Here is an 18,756-nt window from a genome sequence, read left to right as displayed (position 1 = left end):
TTTTGAATTCGAATGAGATAAATGATTTGAAAAGCTACAAAACCATACCTGTAGAGCTGTGTATACATGGAGAAACTGGAGAAGAAACAGCTCCTTGGGTGAAAAGAAAAATTATAGATATTACTTATTGTCCAGATAAGACGCATTTACGTTTATATTTTGATAAGCATTTTTTTATAGCTATTCCGCTTTCGAGTGATGTCCAACAAAAGAGGAACAATTGGATTGCATTTGATAAGCAAGCAAGACTCTATTATGCAATTAGAAGAGGGGAAGATTTGAATGATTAAGAAAATCCAACTACCATTACAAACAATGAATTTAGTCATAGGATTCATGGTATGGGTAATTCTGTCCTCATTAATATCATTTATAAGAGAAGATATATCTATTACGATCCAGCAAGCAGCGTGGATTACAGCAATACCAGTTATATTAGGATCCATACTAAGAGTTCCAATTGGCTATTACACGAATTTATGGGGAGCAAGAAAGGTCTTTATCGTCAGTTTTATTTTGTTGATACCTCCAGTGTATTACATCAGTATTGCGGACTCCTTCATTGGTCTAGTGATTGGAGGATTGTTTATAGGTATTGGTGGAGCCGTTTTTTCTGTCGGAGTAACTTCATTACCTAAATATTATCCAAAGGAACGTCATGGGTTTGTTAATGGTATTTATGGCGCAGGAAATATTGGAACAGCGATTACTACATTTAGCGCACCAGTAATCGCTTCAAGGATTGGATGGTCTTCAACGATACAACTTTATACGATATTATTAGCTCTGTTTATATTGGCAAATATCTTCTTAGGAGATAAAAAGGAAGTTAAAGTAAGAACACCAATTATCCAACAAATTAAAAGTGTTTATAAAAGTGATAAGCTATGGTTATTCTGTTTGTTTTATTTTGTAACTTTTGGCTCGTTTGTCGCATTTACTGTTTACTTACCTAATTTCCTTGTTACTAACTTTGACTTAGAAAAAGTTGATGCAGGTATTCGTACAGCAGGATTTATCGCAGTAGCTACTTTCCTACGTCCTGTAGGCGGTTGGTTAGCAGATCGTTATCATTCATTAATCTTGTTGATGTATGTTTTCGGTGGATTCACGTTAGCCGCTATTTTATTATCCTTTTCACCATCCATCCAATGGTACACGGTTGGATGCATAACGATTGCAGCCTGTGCTGGGATAGGTAATGGTGTTGTGTTTAAGCTAGTACCGATGTATTTTCAAAAGCAAGCAGGGATAGTGAATGGATTAGTTGCTGCAATGGGGGGACTAGGTGGTTTCTTCCCACCTTTAGTTCTGTCCACGGTTTATGAAATGACTGGTCATTATGCGATTGGTTTTATGGCATTATCACAGTTCGCATTAGTAAGCTTTGTTTTAGCAGTTTGGATGTATTATCAGGATAAGTTATCACTGTCGTATCAATTAATGGAAAGCAGTCCACTCGGTATGATGGTTACGGACAGGTATGGTAAAATAATGACAGTAAATCCAGCTTTTACCGAGCTTACTGGATATAGCTATGAGGAGACAGTCGGTAACAATCCAAATATGCTTAGTTCTGGACAGCAGTCGAAAAAATTTTATGAAGACATGTGGGAAAAATTAACGAATGATGGTTTTTGGCAAGGGGAAATATGGAATAAACGAAAAGATGGTAAGAATTATTTAGAGTGGTTAACGATCAGCGCCATTCAAGATGATGCTGGCCAGACGATTCAATATGCAGGTGTGTTTAGTGATATTACAAATACTCAAAGCTTGCAAAAACAGAACACGAACAACCTGTAATAACGAGAGGAGGCTTTTCATGGAGCTTAAATCATCAATACAAGCCAGCACCTATATTATTCAAGCACAGGAAGAAGAAATAAAACGTATTTCAAACGAGCTCCATGAAGGCATTAGTCAGCACCTCTATAGTGTTAACACAGGCTTGGAGTTCTTGCATTCAGCATTAGAAAACCCCGATTTAAAAAGCTATGTTAAAGAGTTAGCTGCACAATTGAACAGAACAATTCAAGAGGTAAGGCTACTATCAGTTGAGCTTTATCCATCATCATTGTCGACACTTGGCCTGGTTGCAGCCATGAAAAGTTACTTAAAGCAATTCACTTCTACTTTTGGAGTAATTATTCATATCGATACAATTGGTCATGAGCAATTTCTTTCCGAATCTAATCAATTAGCTGTGTTTCGAGCTTGTCAAGAAGCTTTGATTAATATTGCAAAGTACGCAGATACATCCGAAGCAAGTCTTCGATTTATATGGAAAGATAATATACTGAAGATTGAGATTGAAGATGATGGTAAAGGTTTCCACTTGAAAGAGATACTTGGTAATACTCGCTGTAAAGGTATTGCAGCAATGAAACAAAGAATGGCAATGGCTGGAGGCGATTGTCAAATATCCTCTGAAGAGGGCAAAGGAACGAAGGTTTCGTTGTCTTTGCCATTCCAGAGATAGGGGGCTGTAAAGCGTGATAAAGGTTCTGCTAGTAGATGATCATGCAGTTGTTCGAATGGGACTAAAAGTGTTAATAAACGCAGTTCCAGACATGGAGGTGATTGGAGAAGCTTCTGAAGGTAATGAAGGAATAGATAAAGCGTTAGAGTTACAACCAAATGTGGTGCTTATGGATTTAAGCATGCCACATGGAAAAGACGGCTTATCGGCAACTTCAGAATTAAAAAAACGGCTGCCCGAGACGGCCATTTTGATATTAACGATGCATGATGATGAAGAATATTTATTTCGTGCTATTCAAGCAGGTGCTTCTGGGTGTGTGTTGAAGAGTGCGCCGCATCAAGAACTGATTGAAGCAATTAAATATGTTCATAGCGGAAATGCTTATCTGCATCCGTCTGCGACGAAACGTCTCATGGATGAATATTTGCAGTCAGTAAAAAATAATGTTTCTGATGATTATCAATTGTTGTCTGACAGAGAAAAAGAGGTATTAACACTTATCGCAAAGGGATATTCCAATAAAGAAATAGGAGAACAACTCGTTATTAGTGTGAAAACAGTTGAAACACACAAGAGTAATTTAATGGAGAAATTGCAAATGAAAACGAGACCTGAATTAGTTTCTTATGCTTTAAAAAAAGGATTACTTGGATATGGCATATAATAAAGAAATGGCTGATGTAGAAAATTTAGATACACTATTTTTAGCTGAATGTAAAAATCTTCATAAACGAATAAGCTGTGACTTTATAGGTGTTGCTTTACAAAAATTTCATCATCCAGATGTTAATTGGCCTTATGTATGTGGGAATACAAACGAAAAGTATAAACACGTTACAGTTAGATACGGTAAAGGGATTGCCGGTAAAGTAATTGCAACGGGTAGTGACATGCTAATAAGCCATTTTCCTGAAAATATTCTGGGTAAATCAACTGATTATCCAATTATGTTAGCAGAAAGACTAGTATCTGCCTATGCCGTACCAATACGCGTCAACGGCGTTCCTAAAGGATCACTACTCATTGGCTATCGAAAAGAACATCCAATCGATGGGGATCAGTTTTATAAAGTTAAAGAAGCAGTTGAAAATATGGAAGAGTTTCTACCATCCTACTTTAAAAACTAGGGGGTTAACTGATACCGATGATAGAGCATAGAAATCACTTAGGCAATAGGGAAGCCTCTGGTGATGCGACGATTGTTATTAGTCAAGATGGATGTATTGAGTCCATGAATGAAAAAGCAAGACAACTTTTTGATTTTGCACAATATGACAGTATTGGTCAAGGTGTACAGTCAATTATTCCGGATATAAAGATGGATGAGGTAGAACAAGGGACAATCATTCATCATTATGGACGAAACAAAGATGGACACCAATTTTCTTTATTTTTTAAGAAAAATACAATTACACTTCATCAAGTGACCTACCATATAATCACCTTGCACAAAAGTAATCATGAGACAGTTACAGGTGTTGAGCCACAACGAATTCTAAATGAACTGTTAGATATGAAATACGCTTTAGATGAATCAACCATTCTTGCTATTACAGACCAGACAGGAAAAATAAAATACGTCAACGATAAATTTAGTGAGGTTTCAAAGTATAGTAAAGAGGAGCTCATTGGTCAGGACCATCGGATAATAAATTCTGGATATCACGATAAAGGGTTTATGCGCAACTTGTGGCGGACAATTGCACATGGACATGTTTGGCGGGGAGAGATTAGAAATAAAGCAAAAGATGGAACGTATTATTGGGTCGATACAACGATCGTTCCGTTTTTGAATAACAAAGGAAAACCATATCAATACGTAGCTATCCGTAAAGAAATTACTGATTATAAACGTGTTGTTGACGAGCTGAAGAAATCTATGCAAGAGTTAGTTGATTTGAAATTTGCATTGGATGAATCTTCTATTGTCGCAATTACCGATAAACAAGGAAAAATTACGTATGTTAATGATCAATTCGTACATGTTTCTCAATATAGTCGGGATGAATTGATTGGTAAAACGCATTCTATCATTAATTCTGGATATCACTCTCGCTCATTTTTTAAAGAATTATGGAAAACGATTGGCACCGGAAACGTATGGAAGGGAGAAATAAAAAATAGAGCAAAGGATGGGACTTATTATTGGGTCGATACAACGATTGTTCCGTTCTTAGATGAGGATGGTAAGCCTTATCAGTATCTTTCCATTCGTTTTGAAATAACAAGACGTAAGCGAATTGAGGAAGAATTACAGGATACGATGACAAAAATAATTACGGTTCAAGAGGAAGAGAGAAAGAGGCTGTCAAGAGAGCTTCATGATGAAATTGGTCAAAATATGTATAGTCACTTGATTACGATCAATCGATTAAATAATGAAATGGATCATCCATTATTAACACAACTGCTGGAAGAGGCTACTGAAATTATTCAAGAGATTCGTGATTTTTCATGGGAATTAAGACCTTCTGTTTTGGATGATTTAGGGTTAATACCAGCTATTCGTTCTTTTCTTAACCGTTTCTCGGAAAATTACGGAATTAATGTACATTTTCAATCGACGCTTAAACATAGACTAAGAAGTGATATAGAAATAACGATTTACCGAATCATACAAGAGGCACTTACAAATGTCCGAAAATATGCTGATGTGAATCAAGTATCTGTTACCATTCAAGAGTTACATGATAAACTGCATGTAGTCATTGAGGATAAAGGAATAGGTTTTAATAAAGAACAGTTATCTAAAGGTGTTGGTTTAGTGAGTATGGAGGAAAGGGCTCGTTCCGTTGATGGAACCCTTCAAGTGGACTCCATTCCTGGTAAAGGAACAACCATCTTGTTAAAAATTAAAACAATGTAGAAGGGGTTCACATGATACGATTGTGAACCTCCTTCTTTTTACTTTTCCAAATACCTGTTAAAATGAATTACAATAAGTACGTGTTCATTTTTGAATAACCTCAATAAGAAAATTAGGAGAGATATCCCATGAGAACACCATCGATGCCGTTGCAAGATAAGTTTGGTCGAGTTTTACAGGATTTACGTATATCAGTGACGGACCGTTGTAATTTTAGGTGTAGATATTGTATGCCTAAGGAAATATTTGGTAAAGATTATGCCTTTTTACCAAAAGAACATTTGTTGAATTTTGAGGAGCTGGAACGTTTAGCAAACCTTTTCGTTCAGTTAGGGGTAAAGAAAATCCGAATAACAGGTGGAGAGCCATTATTAAGGAGAGACTTACCGAAGTTAATTAGCCGATTGGCTTCCATCGAAGGACTAGAGGATATTGCGCTGACAACGAATGGAATGTTTTTAGACAAATATGCTCAGCAATTAAAGGATGCTGGATTAAATAGAATCAATGTCAGTTTAGATGCATTAAGTGATCAGGTTTTTAAGTCGATAAATGATAGCGGAGTAGGCACAGAGCGTGTTCTAAACAATATGAAAAAAGCTAAAGATCTTGGTTTGGAAGTAAAAGTAAACATGGTTGTAAAAAAAGGGATGAATGATCAAGAAGTTGTTCCTATGGCCAAGTATTTTAAAGAGCAAGGAATGACTCTTCGTTTTATAGAATTTATGGATGTAGGTCAATCCAATGGTTGGGATTTTAGTCATGTTATCACGAAGAAGCAATTGTTTGATGAATTATCGAAGCATTTTAAACTGGAGCCGATTAATCCGGCATATGTAGGGGAAGTAGCTAAGCGTTATCGTTATGCTGGCACCGACTCCGAGGTAGGCTTTATCACATCTGTATCTGAATCTTTTTGCTCGACTTGTACACGAGCAAGAATTTCAGCAGATGGAAAGTTGTACACTTGCTTGTTTGCAACAAATGGATTGGATGTAAAGCAAATACTACGTTCTGAAGCCAATGATGAAGAGATTGTAGAAGCAATAACATCCACATGGAAAAAACGAACCGACAGATATTCTGATTTACGAACAGAAGAGACTGCAAAAAATAGAAAGAAAATTGAAATGTCATATATCGGTGGTTAATTTACTTGGATAGAGAGTAAAAAGTTAGTTGGAAAAAGGAGAACGAATGTATGGTAGAAAAAAGACGACCAATAAAAGTTAGGGAAGCAGTAAACCGGTTAATGACCTTTTCTTCATCAGGCAGTGTTGAAAATATCTCAATTGAAGAATCTTATGGACGATTTCTCGGTGAAGACCTAGTAGCAGATCATGACATACCTCTATTTGATCGCTCCCCATATGATGGATTTGCTTTTCGATCAAATGATACAGAAGGAACGACAAGAAATGAACCCTGTGAATTAGAGGTTATTGGTGAGATTGGTGCCGGAAGCGTATTTACATCACGTGTAGGGAAAAATCAAGCCGTTAGAATTATGACAGGAGCTCAAATTCCAGATGGCTGTGATGCTGTAGTTATGCTAGAGGAAGCAAAAGAAATTGATAGAAGTGGAAAAAACATGATACAAGTAAGAAGACCTTTTAAATCAGGTGACAACATCTCCTTTAAAGGGGAAGATACAAAACAAGGAACAGTACTTGCTTCGAAAGGGACTTATATCAATCCAGGAGTTATTGCATTATTAGCTACATTCGGTTATAAAACAGTTCCTGCTAGCAAGAAGCCAACGATTGGTGTTATTGCTACAGGAAGTGAGCTTCTTGAAATTGATGAACCTTTACAACCTGGAAAGATTCGTAATAGTAATGCTTATATGATTTGTGCACAAATAGAAAGAGCTGGTGGGATTCCTCTTTATTTAGGTCAATTCAGTGATGATTTTGATACCTGTTTTCAGCAAGTGGAGGATGGGATGAAAAAGGTAGATATGCTGATTACAACAGGAGGAGTTTCCGTAGGAGATTATGATTATCTACCTGATATTTACCAAAAGTTAGGTGCGAATGTGTTATTTAATAAAGTGGCCATGCGTCCTGGTAGTGTTACTACGATTGCAGAAAAGGATAATAAGCTTTTATTTGGATTGTCAGGTAACCCGTCGGCATGCTTTGTTGGTTTCGAATTGTTTACTAGACCGATTATTCGTACTTATCTCCGTTGTGAACATCCATTTTTAAATAAAGTATCCGCTGTTCTAGGTAATGATTTTCCTAAACCGAACCCATTTGATCGATTTGTCCGGGGCCAATTAACGATTGAAGAAGGTAGATTAATAGCAACCCCGGCTGGATTAGATAAATCGAATGTTGTATCATCGCTTGCGGGAAATAGTTTAATTGTGTTGCCTGGTGGAACGAAAGGTTATCAAAAGGGCTCAAATGTTAAAGTAATCTTGTTAGAAGACCAAGCCGGTACATCATTCGAAAATTTTACTATTTAAAGTATAGTGAGAGGAGCTTTATATAATGAAAGAGGAACTTTTTCTAATCGTTGAAGAGCCAATCGATGTTCCAGCGTTAGTAAAAAAAGTAGAGAGAAGAGAAGCTGGGGCTATTACTACATTTATTGGCACTGTTCGTGAATGGACCAAAGGAAAACGAACAGTGTATTTAGAGTACCAAGCCTATAAGCCCATGGCTGTGAAAATGATGAAAGTGATTGATCAAGAAATTAAGGAAAAATGGCCCGATACAAAAATAGCAATTACCCACCGGATTGGTCAATTAGATATTACAGATATTGCGGTTGTTATTGCTGTCTCTTCTCCTCATCGAAAAGCCGCCTATGAAGCAAATGAATATGCCATTGAACGTATTAAACAAATTGTACCAATATGGAAGAAAGAACATTGGGAAGATGGACAAACATGGCTTGGCGATCAATTAGAAACAGTTCCATATCCGAGTGGAAAACCAATTATAAAGGAATGAGCGGTATGATAACAATTTTGCTTTTTGCCCACCTTCAAGAGGAAGCCGGTAAGGATTATTTAGAACTGCCATTAGAAAATATAACGGTCGAAGAACTGAAAAAAACATTAAAAAACGATTATTCGTTTACTCAAATGGATCAAATAATGGTAGCAATTAATGAAGAATTTGCTTTATCTACAGATATTATCAAGCAAGGTGATACTGTCGCACTAATACCTCCAGTAAGTGGTGGATAGAATTAATATGAATTATCCTATATGCTGTTAAGAAAATTCATGGAGGTGAAACAATATGCTAGCCAATCATCGTAATAGTGCTCCCACACAAGTGAGATGTGGGATAATAACTGTAAGTGATACAAGAAATAAAGATACCGATAAAAGTGGTTCAATCATTCAACAACTATTAAAAAATGCAGGTCATCAAGTTATCGAGTATGAGGTTATTCCAGATGAACAAGTAATCATTAAGTCGCAAGTGGAAAAAGCAGTGCTAAATCCCGATGTAGACGCAGTGATTGTAAACGGAGGTACTGGAATTGCCAAACGTGATGTAACGATTGAATCGATTCAGCCATTATTATCGAAAGAGCTTCCAGGCTTTGGAGAATTATTTCGCTACTTAAGTTATGAATTGGACATAGGTTCAGCTAGTATTTTGTCGCGTGCAATTGCAGGTATTGCAAAGGATACAGTTATTTTTTCTGTTCCTGGGTCATCAGGCGCTGTTAAATTAGCAATGGAGAAATTAATTCTGCCAGAGCTAGGACACGTTGTTATGGAAATAAATAAAGATCAATAAATGGAAAGATAAGAGGGGAAACAAATGAAATGGCCTGTCATACATCTTTTGCTTGTGGCATCACTAATCGTAGCTTGCAATTCGTCATCGCAGGAAGATAAAACAACATTAACCATATCAGCTGCAGCCAGTTTGTCAGACAGTTTAATGAAAGTGAAAAAAGAATTTGAGAAAGAAAACCATACGATTGAATTGGTCTTCAATTTTGGTGGAACTGGTACGCTTAGAAGACAAATTGAACAAGGGGCACCGATTGATGTGTTTATTGCTGCAGCTAAAAGTGACTATGAAATGTTAGCGAAAGATGATGTGCTTGATAGAGGTACTTCTTTTTTGACTAATCAACTCGTTCTCATAAAAGCTCCTGAGGTCAAAGGGGAGTCACTGGAGGACTTTATTGACACGAATAGTCCATTGGCAATTGGAACACCTGAATTTGTTCCAGCAGGGATGTATGCAAAACAATCGCTTGAACAATTAGAAGTTTGGGACGAGCTTTCGGATCAGCTTGTATTTGCAAAAGATGTAAAACATGTACTTACACTTGTTAAAGATCAAGCCGTTGATATAGGGTTTGTTTATTATAGTGACACGATTGGTGAGCAAGGTGTTGAAATAATCGAAGAAATGAATCCTAACCTTCATACATCAATTGACTATTACGTAGCTACTGTTGCTGCTAGTAACTATCAAAAAGAAACAGATATTTTTTATAACTTTATAAAAAGCAATGAGGGTCTAGATATATTTAAATCCTATGGCTTTCAAATAAGGTGAATGTTCATTCCGTGTGGGGCTTATGGACAATTATTCACCGTGGTAAATCATCATAGTAGAAAAAAAGTTGGTGGAAAGTGTTGATGGGTTGGTCTTGGTTTCCGGTACAATTATCCTTTTTTGTCGCTTTTGTGGCGACTATTATAACAGCAGTAATAGCAATTATAGCTGCCTATTTTTTAGTTGCAAATAAACGAAAACTAAACGTAGTAATGGAAACAATTTTTTTCTTACCTTTAGTGTTACCGCCGACAGTGATTGGCTTTATGCTAATTGTAGTATTTGGAAAAAATAGTCCGATTGGAAGAGCAATGGAATGGATATTTGGACAGAGCCTCTTGTTTACAGCCACTGCAGCAATCATTGCAGCTGTAGTGGTGGCTTTTCCTTTGTTGTATCAAACAGTCAAAACAGGTTTCACATCTCTGGATGACAATGTTTTAGGTGCAGCAAAAGTCGATGGGGCCTCTGAGTGGAAATTGCTATTGTTCATTATGCTTCCATTATCTATTCGCTCGATCACAGCTGGACTAGTTTTAGGTTTTACTCGGGCATTTGGAGAATTTGGAGCAACATTAATGTTTGCAGGAAATATTCCAGGCAAAACACAAACAATACCGACAGCAATATATATAGCAATAGAGTCAGGACAAACAGCAGTTGCCTGGTACTATGCATTAATTAGTGTTACTGTTTCTTTCCTGTTATTATTTATCATTAATCAATTAAAAGTGGATAGGTAAAGGATAGCAATATTCGCTATCCTAGTAATTTCCACGTTAAATACATGTTAGCCCAGAAGGTAATTCGAAGTAGTATAATTGGCAATCACCTGTGCCTGCGGGCTTGGTGCTAGCCAAGTTTTTCTAACGCTTATAGTCGCCGCTTTTTCCTCCACTTTTTTCTAGTAGGAAGGTTTGTCCAATAATCATTGATTTATCGATTGCCTTGCACATATCATAAATCGTTAACGCTGCGACTGATGCGGCTGTTAAGGCTTCCATCTCAACACCTGTACTTCCAACAGTTTTTACTTCAGCAAGAATCACTAATTCATAAAGATTATCTTCAGGCGTTTTCCACTCAAAGGATAGATTAACACCACTAATAGGAATCGGGTGACACATAGGGATTAATGATGAAGTTTGCTTAGATGCCATTATTCCCGCTACTTGTGCTACGGATAGCACGTCTCCTTTTTTGTTTTTTTGGTTAACAATATTATCATAAACGTCTCCGCTCATTTGGACGCTGGAACGTGCAACAGCTTTTCTTGCACTTTCTTTTTTAGCTGTTATATCAACCATTTTCGCTCTACCATGTTCATTAAAATGAGTAAATCCTGTCAAATTAATCACCTAACCCTTTTCAGTATGTATTTCATATTTTAGCAAATGTAGGTTAATAACAAAAAATAAAAACGATAAATGTTTAATTATAAAGGATGAAAGCAAATGGAAATCATTCAAGTAGTCGGCTATAAGAATAGTGGAAAAACAACATTTGCACAACAGATTATCCATCATTTTTCTAGTAGGGGGTTAAAGACTGCAAGTTTAAAACACCACGGCCATGGTGGGACTCCTGATGTTGTGGAAAACAAGGATAGTACAAAACATCACGAGGCAGGTGCAATTATGACAGGGGTAGAAGGTGATGGTATGATTCAATTGAACATCGATTATGTCATGGATGACTTTGATCGTCTTTTAGCCTTTTATCGTGTGCTTGATGTTGATGTATTAGTGGTTGAAGGGTATAAAAAGCTTGATTTTAATAAAATAGTAATGATTAAAGGTGAAGAAGATCTTCATTTACTTGAGGAGCTAACAAATATAAAAGCAGCTATTGCTAGCATACATATAAAAAATAAAAATTATCCTTTTCCGATATATGATTCACAGCAACATAAAGAGGTAATAGACAGGATAAATCAGGATATACGTTTAACACCGTGAATAATCGTCCATAAGACTCCCACTGAGTGGGAAAGGTAGAGGAGGGGATTAAGTGAGCAAAAAAAACGAAGTAGCTGGTATTTTATTAGCTGGTGGGCAATCTAGGCGGTTTGGTTCACCAAAGGCATTTGCTGAAAGACAGGGTGTTCCGTTTTATCAATATTCCTTACAAGTAATGACTCCTTTTTGTTCCTCGGTTGCATTGGTTGCACATCCTGAGTGGAGACATTTGTTTCGCGTAGATAAGAATAAAATAACGGTTATACAGGATGATCCATCTTTTCAAGGGCAAGGGCCATTAGCTGGAATATTTTCAGGGATGACAACACTGTCTGCGAATTGGTATATCATTTTACCGGTCGATGTGCCTTTTATAGAACACTGGGTGTTGGAAAGGCTAGTGTCAGAAATAGAAGGTGACATTCAAGCAATTATTCCAGTTGTTTCTGGTAAGGACCAACCACTTATTGCTGCCTATCATTGTTCTGTCAAAAATAAAATCAAGAACTTATTGATAAATGGTAGTCGATCCATGCAAAGTCTGTTGAGCGAAATAAATGTAAAGAAAATAGAGATAAACCGTGAAAGAGCCTTTATTAATATTAATAGTAGGGATGATTATGATAATCACTTGTGATTGAGGATAAAGGGAAAGTAAATTACAAGAAGAGACTGTCCAAAAGAAAGGGTCTGCCATCGACACTACAACGGCTAGTACTTGTTAAAATGTAGTTGAGCAGGGGAAAGACCTTTCACGGACAGCCTCTTAATTAGGAATCAATACCTTGATCATTTGCTGCACTATGTGCAAGTCGACTTGAAGCTGCAGCAGCGATAGCACCAACAATGTCATCCAAAAAAGTATGACATTCGCCACTATTTTTATCATTTAACTTTTTTAATATCCCTGGTTTTTGTTTATCAATATATCCATAGTTCGTAAATCCAATCGAACCGTAAACATTAACGATGGAAAAAGCGATAATTTCATCTACACCATATAAACTTTCATCCGTTTCGATTGTTTCTTGTAATGGTGACTCTAATTTTTTTTGTTCTGCCAACACATCTAATTGAATACCAGTTAAAATGGCATTCTGTACTTCTCGTTTCATTAATACCCGGTTTACATGGTGACGGCAATCATCCATTGTTAAGTCGTCAAGATATTTTTTCTGTAAATAAAAAACGAGATCAGCAATATCATCAATGGCTACACCTCTATCTTTTAACCATGTACGTGCTTTTTGTTCAAGTTCTGTTGTATTTGTATGTTGATTCAACTTTATCACACCCTAACTGTATTCATATTACTAGTAAATGCTAACCTCCTATTAGTTATGCCCATCATGAAATGAATATAATAAATCAAGTTCAGATTATCTTTTTACTATCATAGATATTACCAACAAGCTGTTTCATGGGAGGAGAGATTAGATTGTTGGATATTCTTAATCATTATGTCCAAAATTTACAAGGAAATAAAGTGTCGGTTAACGGATATGATGGATACAAAAATGGAGATGATTTCTATTTTATCATTTCAAAACAAAATGATGAAGAGGTCCATTTTGAACAAAAGGCAATAAGTGACTTTTGCATTCAACAAGGGATAGAAAATATTGCAGTACCACTATTTAATTATCGTGGTACATTGACGACAGAAGTTGACCAAAAGGAGTACCTAGTACTTGCTGCAAAGGATAGAAAGTATGTAAAGCAATCTTCACATGCTAAAGATTTGGCATCTTTTCACAATATTGGGTCAGAATATCCTTATACTCCTAATTACTTATCAAGCTATGGACAATGGAAGGAATTATGGGAAAACAAAATTTCGATGATTGAAGATATATATAATCAGCAATATGTAGAACGTCCTGTTTCCCCATTTCATCGGCTATTTATTGATACATTTCCTTATATTATTGGCTTATCTGAAAATGCACTACAGTATTTACAAGAGACCGAAACAGATCAAAGGTTTCATGATGGTGATAAACCTAGTATAACCTTTCGAAGGTATTCCAATCAGTTACAAAGGTCGATTATTTGGTCAACTGATTTTAGCTATGATCATCCGGTACGAGATTTAGCGGAGTATATTCGTCCATTATTATTACAAGATAATTATCAATCACTAACTAGGATGAGCTCATTTTTTACTGAGTATGAGCAAGAACGACCATTATCCATCTTTGGGTGGCGCCTTTTATATGCTCGTCTTCTTTTTCCAATTCATTTATTTGACCATTTAGAAGCAGGATTTCGTTCAAACAATCTAGAAATATTCTATAAGGAATACAAGGAACTATTACAAAAGCAAACAAACTATGAAACAAACCTTAAATCTTTTTATAAAAATTTGGAATTCGACACGGAATCATTGAACATTCCTGTAATAGATTGGTAAGGGTTTGAAAGGAGATTAGGAAATGACGAAGCCTTATATTTATATAACTAGAAAAATTCCTGAAGAATTAATTGTTGCATATCAAGATCGATATACCATTAACATGTGGCCACATGAACAGAAGCCAGTGGAACAAGAAACACTAGCTTTGGAAGCCCAAAAAGCGGATGCCCTTCTAACGATGTTATCAGACAAAATTGACATGGATGTTCTAAATGATGCTGAAAATTTAAAAATAATTGCTAATTTAGCAGTTGGATATGATAATATAAATTTGGAAGATACGAAAAGGAAAGAAATTACCGTTACGAATACACCAGATGTCTTAACAGAGACTACAGCTGATTTAACATTTGCACTATTACTAAGTACAGCTAGAAGAATCGTAGAAGCCAGTGACTTTATAAAAAATGGTAAATGGCAAAACTGGTCTCCTTTCCTTTTAGCAGGAAGTGATGCTTATAATAAAACGATTGGAATCGTAGGGATGGGGCGCATTGGTGAAGCTGTTGCTAGACGTGCTAAGGGGTTTGGGATGAATATCATCTACCATAACCGAACTAGAAAAGGACAAGCAGAAGAAGAATTAAATGCATCTTATGTGTCATTTGATACATTGCTTGCTGAATCAGATTTTGTCGTTTGTCTCGCTCCATTAACACCAGAAACAAGGGGAATGTTTAATGAGCAAGCCTTTCGTAAGATGAAACAATCTGCTATTTTTATTAACGCTTCAAGAGGACAAAACGTTGATGAAGATGCGTTATATGATGCGTTGGTTAATGGAGAAATAAAAGGGGCTGGCTTAGATGTCTTTGCTAAAGAACCAATTGGGAAAGAACATCCGCTTCTTAAGCTAGACCAAGTCGTTTGTTTACCTCATATTGGATCATCAAGTACAGATACGCGTAGTACGATGATTGATTTATGTTTGAATAATATTGATTTGGTATTATCCGGACGTAAGCCTCACACTCCAGTACTATAGAGGTGTGGTACAGCCTATGATTACATTGTTTGTATTTGTAAGCTCGGTTCATTACCGAGTTTTCTTTTTTTTAGGCGATTGTACCTTGATAAAGTATTCGGTCAACTGTATAATGTCCACTATAAATAAACAAATGTACTCACAAAAAACACACATGCACACGGGGAGGCGACATAATGAAAGAGATAAAGGTAGGTCTATGCGGCTTAGGTACAGTTGGTACTGGTGTTGTTAATTTATTAAAAAATCACAAAGAAGAAATAAAGCATAAACTTGGCTGTGAAATTGTTATAAAAAAAGTATTAGTAAACAATTTACATAAACAAAGAGATATAGCAATTGATCGAGAATGGTTGACAAATAATCCCGATGAACTTGTAAATAATCCTGATATTGATGTGATTGTTGAAGTAATGGGTGGTATTGAAGATACGAACCTTTTATTAGAGCAAGCAGTTAAAAATAAAAAGCATATTGTTACAGCGAATAAAGATTTAATGGCTGTACATGGTCAAAGGTTATTAAGGCTGGCAAAAGAAAATCATTGCGATATTTTTTACGATGCAAGTGTAGCTGGCGGAATACCGATTTTGCGATCTCTATCAGACGGATTAGCATCAGATCGGATTCAAAAAATAATGGGTATTGTAAATGGAACAACGAATTATATCCTGACAAAGATGACGGATGAAAAGCTTCCATTTGAACCGGTATTAAAAGAGGCACAGGAGCTTGGTTTTGCAGAAGCAGATCCAACTTCAGATGTAGAAGGTTTAGATGCAGCTAGAAAAATGACACTTTTGGCTAACTTAGCATTCAAGATGGAAATCGGCCTTGATGATGTAGAAGTTTCAGGAATTAGCGAAATTTCACAAGAGGATATTACGTTCGCAAATAGTCTTGGATACACGATTAAACTAATTGGAATAGCTTCGATTAATCGTGGAAAGGTAGAGGTGAGCGTTGAGCCAACATTGTTACCTCATGATCACCCATTAGCACAGGTGAAAAATGAATATAATGCTGTTTATGTCTATGGTGAAGCAGTTGGTGAAACAATGTTTTATGGACCAGGAGCTGGAAGTATGCCTACAGCAACAGCGGTAGTTTCGGATTTAATGGAAGTAATTAAAAATATTCGCTTAGGTATAAGTGGTAATTCCTATATCTCACCGCAATACGAAACACAATTAAAGCAAAATACTGAAAAATATACGAAATATTTTATTCGGATGGCTGTTGACGATGAAGCTGGTACGTTCCAGAAAATAACGAATGTGTTTTCTGATCAACAAGTTAGCTTTGCAAAAATTTTACAGCTTCCTAGTAATGAAAAAGAAACTGCTGAAATCGTGATGGTAACCCATCAAATTAGTAAGCAGCAATTATTATCTAGTATTGAAAATCTATATGGATTATCTGTTGTAAATAAAATCATTAGCTACTACCGAGTGGATGGGGAGGAATAACAAATGGCATGGCAAGGATTAATATCTCATTATGAAAATTATCTACCAATTACTGATAAAACACCAAAAATAACTTTACATGAGGGCAACACACCATTAATAAAACTTGAAAAATTATCAGAAAAGTATGACATAAATGTGTTTGCAAAAGTAGAGGGTGCTAATCCTACTGGGAGCTTTAAGGATAGAGGAATGGTTATGGCAATGGCTAAGGCAATAGAGGATGGTGCCAAGGCAGTTATCTGTGCTTCTACAGGAAATACGTCAGCGTCAGCAGCAGCCTTTGCAGCAAGAGCTGGACTAAAATGTATCATTGTAATCCCTGAAGGAAAAATTGCCCAAGGGAAACTCGCCCAAGCCGTTATGCATGGTGCTGAAATTTTTTCCATTGAGGGTAACTTTGATGACGCATTAAAGATTGTCAGAAAGCTAGGAGAGAAAGATGATATTACTTTAGTGAACTCTGTAAACCCATATCGAATTGAAGGCCAAAAAACAGCAGCATTTGAGGTTTGCGATACACTAGGTAAGGCTCCTGACTTTTTGTTTATCCCTGTTGGTAATGCTGGCAATATTACGGCCTACTGGAAAGGATTTAAGGAGTACCATGAAGAAAAAGGAACAGGTTTACCAAAAATGATGGGATATGAAGCAAGTGGCGCTGCAGCTATTGTTCATAACCGGGTTTTTGAAAATCCTGAGACTGTCGGTACTGCTATTCGGATAGGAAACCCTGCTAGCTGGGAGGCTGCAGTAAATGCAAGGGATGAATCTAAGGGAGCGATCGATGAAATTTCGGATGAAGAAATGATTGAAGCATACCAGTGGTTAGCTGCTAATGAAGGAATATTTGCAGAGCCAGCGTCTTGTTCTTCCATTGCTGGTTTGTTTAAGGCATTAAAGCAAAACAAGATAGAGCCTGGTTCAACGATTGTAACTGTATTGACGGGTAATGGCTTAAAGGACCCTAATACAGCTATTGAATATAGTGAAATTAAACCACGTGTCTTACCGAATGAGGAAAAAGTGGTGGTTGAAGAAATTATGGGTAGTGTATTTGTATGAGTTGGACAATAAGAGTACCGTCAAGTACATCGAACTTAGGAGCAGGTTTTGACTCCGTTGGCTTGGCTCTAAATCTTTATTTGGATTTAAAGGTAACCCCTGCAAGCGATTGGGAATTTATACCTTGCTCTGATATGTTAATGGATATACCAACTGGGAAAGACAATCTTGTTTATCAAATTGCTATACAGACAGCAAAACAATACGGCTATGAAGAATTACCACCTTGTCGGGTAGAGATGCAAAGTGAAATTCCTTTAGCTAGAGGACTTGGAAGTAGCGCTACAGCTACGATTGCAGGAATAGAGTTAGCAAATGTATTATTAGAACTTGGCTTTTCTGAAGAAGAAAAGTTGTCGATAGCAACAAATATAGAAGGTCATCCTGATAATGTAGCCCCCTCTTTAATGGGGGGATGCGTGATTGGTCATTTTGATTATGAGGTTGATTGGATTAAAGTTCCTATTGATAACATTACCTTTTTAGCTATTATCCCAAATTTTGAGTTGAAAACGAAAGAAGCAAGAGCAGCGTTACCAGATACATTTGCTTATCAAGAAGGCGTTCATGCTAGCAGTGTAGCTAATGTTAGTGTAGCTGCAATATGTCAGCAAAACTGGAGCTTATTAGGGAAGATGATGAAGAAGGATCTCTTCCACCAGCCATACCGGAAAAGTTTAGTACCACATTATGATGAATTAGAAGATTTTTTAGCACCAGAGGTTTATGGTACGTTTTTAAGTGGAGCAGGTCCTACGATGATTTCAATCGTAGATAACCAAAAAATGGAATTGTTGTTACCAAAGTGGAAAGAGCAATATCCCCAATTTAATTGGCTACCATTGAAAGTCGAAAACGAGGGTTTGGTTACGATGAAATTAAATGTAACCTACTAATTTAAGAGCGGATAGTTTTGAAATAAACTGTCTGCTCTTTTTTGTTCCTTGTTATAGAAACAGAAACGTCTA

22 protein-coding genes are annotated in these 18,756 nt (G+C 36.5%); 20 read left to right on the top strand and 2 right to left on the bottom strand.

Translation table 11 applies throughout. From position 1 onward, the window contains the following. The first annotated feature begins 2 nt into the window (after window positions 1-2). The 13 genes from JOC48_RS07005 (at window position 3) to modB (ending at window position 10,638) form a co-directional block, all read left to right on the top strand. Complete coding sequence (locus tag JOC48_RS07005; protein ID WP_204498368.1) at window positions 3-290, top strand: hypothetical protein; 288 nt, start codon at window positions 3-5, stop codon at window positions 288-290. After that, complete coding sequence (locus JOC48_RS07000) at window positions 283-1,806, top strand: nitrate/nitrite transporter (RefSeq protein ID WP_204498367.1); 1,524 nt, start codon at window positions 283-285, stop codon at window positions 1,804-1,806. The genes JOC48_RS07005 and JOC48_RS07000 overlap by 8 nt, the downstream gene beginning before the upstream one ends. A 19-nt stretch (window positions 1,807-1,825) precedes the next feature. Next, on the top strand, window positions 1,826-2,482 hold the full coding sequence (locus JOC48_RS06995; RefSeq protein WP_204498366.1) for a sensor histidine kinase: 657 nt from the start codon (window positions 1,826-1,828) through the stop codon (window positions 2,480-2,482). A 13-nt stretch (window positions 2,483-2,495) separates the two neighbouring features. Further along, a complete protein-coding gene (locus JOC48_RS06990) occupies window positions 2,496-3,149 on the top strand; it encodes a response regulator (protein ID WP_204498365.1) in 654 nt (217 codons plus the stop codon). Next, a complete protein-coding gene (locus JOC48_RS06985; protein WP_204498364.1) occupies window positions 3,139-3,612 on the top strand; it encodes a GAF domain-containing protein in 474 nt (157 codons plus the stop codon). The genes JOC48_RS06990 and JOC48_RS06985 overlap by 11 nt, the downstream gene beginning before the upstream one ends. Window positions 3,613-3,629: 17 nt before the next feature. Further along, window positions 3,630-5,351: a sensor histidine kinase gene (locus tag JOC48_RS06980; RefSeq protein WP_204498363.1), complete on the top strand. Its 1,722-nt coding sequence runs from the start codon at window positions 3,630-3,632 to the stop codon at window positions 5,349-5,351. Between the two features lie 143 nt (window positions 5,352-5,494). Then, complete coding sequence (moaA, locus tag JOC48_RS06975) at window positions 5,495-6,502, top strand: GTP 3',8-cyclase MoaA (protein WP_275580722.1); 1,008 nt, start codon at window positions 5,495-5,497, stop codon at window positions 6,500-6,502. 50 nt (window positions 6,503-6,552) lie between these two features. After that, complete coding sequence (locus tag JOC48_RS06970; RefSeq protein WP_204498361.1) at window positions 6,553-7,824, top strand: molybdopterin molybdotransferase MoeA; 1,272 nt, start codon at window positions 6,553-6,555, stop codon at window positions 7,822-7,824. A gap of 25 nt (window positions 7,825-7,849) precedes the next feature. Continuing rightward, a complete protein-coding gene (locus JOC48_RS06965; protein WP_204498360.1) occupies window positions 7,850-8,314 on the top strand; it encodes a molybdenum cofactor biosynthesis protein MoaE in 465 nt (154 codons plus the stop codon). 5 nt (window positions 8,315-8,319) lie between these two features. Then, window positions 8,320-8,553, top strand: a complete 234-nt coding sequence (gene moaD / locus JOC48_RS06960; protein WP_204498359.1) for a molybdopterin converting factor subunit 1 — start codon at window positions 8,320-8,322, stop codon at window positions 8,551-8,553. A gap of 55 nt (window positions 8,554-8,608) precedes the next feature. Continuing rightward, window positions 8,609-9,118, top strand: coding sequence for a MogA/MoaB family molybdenum cofactor biosynthesis protein (locus JOC48_RS06955; RefSeq protein ID WP_204498358.1), 510 nt, complete (start codon window positions 8,609-8,611; stop codon window positions 9,116-9,118). A 24-nt stretch (window positions 9,119-9,142) separates the two neighbouring features. Continuing rightward, window positions 9,143-9,895, top strand: coding sequence for a molybdate ABC transporter substrate-binding protein (gene modA, locus JOC48_RS06950; protein WP_204498357.1), 753 nt, complete (start codon window positions 9,143-9,145; stop codon window positions 9,893-9,895). Window positions 9,896-9,978: 83 nt separating this feature from the next. Beyond that, a complete protein-coding gene (gene modB / locus JOC48_RS06945) occupies window positions 9,979-10,638 on the top strand; it encodes a molybdate ABC transporter permease subunit (protein ID WP_204498356.1) in 660 nt (219 codons plus the stop codon). A 123-nt stretch (window positions 10,639-10,761) separates the two neighbouring features. Here modB and moaC read toward each other — a convergent pair whose 3' ends face one another. After that, a complete protein-coding gene (gene moaC / locus JOC48_RS06940) occupies window positions 10,762-11,244 on the bottom strand; it encodes a cyclic pyranopterin monophosphate synthase MoaC (RefSeq protein ID WP_204498470.1) in 483 nt (160 codons plus the stop codon). 105 nt (window positions 11,245-11,349) lie between these two features. On the opposite strand from moaC, the gene mobB reads away from it, so the two are divergent. Together mobB and mobA are read left to right on the top strand one after the other, a co-directional pair. Then, the gene (mobB, locus tag JOC48_RS06935; protein ID WP_204498355.1) at window positions 11,350-11,853 is read left to right on the top strand and encodes a molybdopterin-guanine dinucleotide biosynthesis protein B; all 504 of its coding nucleotides are present in this window, start codon (window positions 11,350-11,352) and stop codon (window positions 11,851-11,853) included. A 52-nt stretch (window positions 11,854-11,905) separates the two neighbouring features. Continuing rightward, on the top strand, window positions 11,906-12,490 hold the full coding sequence (gene mobA, locus JOC48_RS06930; protein WP_204498354.1) for an NTP transferase domain-containing protein: 585 nt from the start codon (window positions 11,906-11,908) through the stop codon (window positions 12,488-12,490). A gap of 133 nt (window positions 12,491-12,623) precedes the next feature. Here the strand turns inward: mobA and JOC48_RS06925 are convergent, their stop codons facing one another. Beyond that, window positions 12,624-13,136: a phosphatidylglycerophosphatase A family protein gene (locus tag JOC48_RS06925; RefSeq protein WP_204498353.1), complete on the bottom strand. Its 513-nt coding sequence runs from the start codon at window positions 13,134-13,136 to the stop codon at window positions 12,624-12,626. A gap of 155 nt (window positions 13,137-13,291) precedes the next feature. On the opposite strand from JOC48_RS06925, the gene yutH reads away from it, so the two are divergent. The 5 genes from yutH to thrB all read left to right on the top strand — a co-directional run bounded on the left by yutH (window position 13,292) and on the right by thrB (window position 18,684). Further along, window positions 13,292-14,266, top strand: a complete 975-nt coding sequence (gene yutH / locus JOC48_RS06920; protein WP_204498352.1) for a spore coat putative kinase YutH — start codon at window positions 13,292-13,294, stop codon at window positions 14,264-14,266. Window positions 14,267-14,288: 22 nt separating this feature from the next. Beyond that, a complete protein-coding gene (locus JOC48_RS06915; RefSeq protein ID WP_204498351.1) occupies window positions 14,289-15,254 on the top strand; it encodes a 2-hydroxyacid dehydrogenase in 966 nt (321 codons plus the stop codon). Window positions 15,255-15,430: 176 nt separating this feature from the next. Beyond that, entirely contained in the window at window positions 15,431-16,723 is a 1,293-nt protein-coding gene (locus JOC48_RS06910; protein ID WP_204498350.1) for a homoserine dehydrogenase, read from the top strand. Between the two features lie 3 nt (window positions 16,724-16,726). Then, complete coding sequence (gene thrC, locus JOC48_RS06905) at window positions 16,727-17,788, top strand: threonine synthase (protein ID WP_204498349.1); 1,062 nt, start codon at window positions 16,727-16,729, stop codon at window positions 17,786-17,788. Continuing rightward, on the top strand, window positions 17,785-18,684 hold the full coding sequence (gene thrB, locus JOC48_RS06900) for a homoserine kinase (RefSeq protein WP_204498348.1): 900 nt from the start codon (window positions 17,785-17,787) through the stop codon (window positions 18,682-18,684). Before thrC ends, thrB begins: the two co-directional genes overlap by 4 nt. Window positions 18,685-18,756: the final 72 nt, after the last annotated feature.

Origin of the sequence: Aquibacillus albus (assembly GCF_016908325.1) — a bacterium.
GTDB classification, from domain to species: Bacteria; Bacillota; Bacilli; order Bacillales; family Amphibacillaceae; genus Aquibacillus_A; species Aquibacillus_A albus.
The sequence above is the reverse complement of the archived record's forward strand: the minus strand, read 5'-3'. Positions and strand labels throughout refer to the sequence as shown.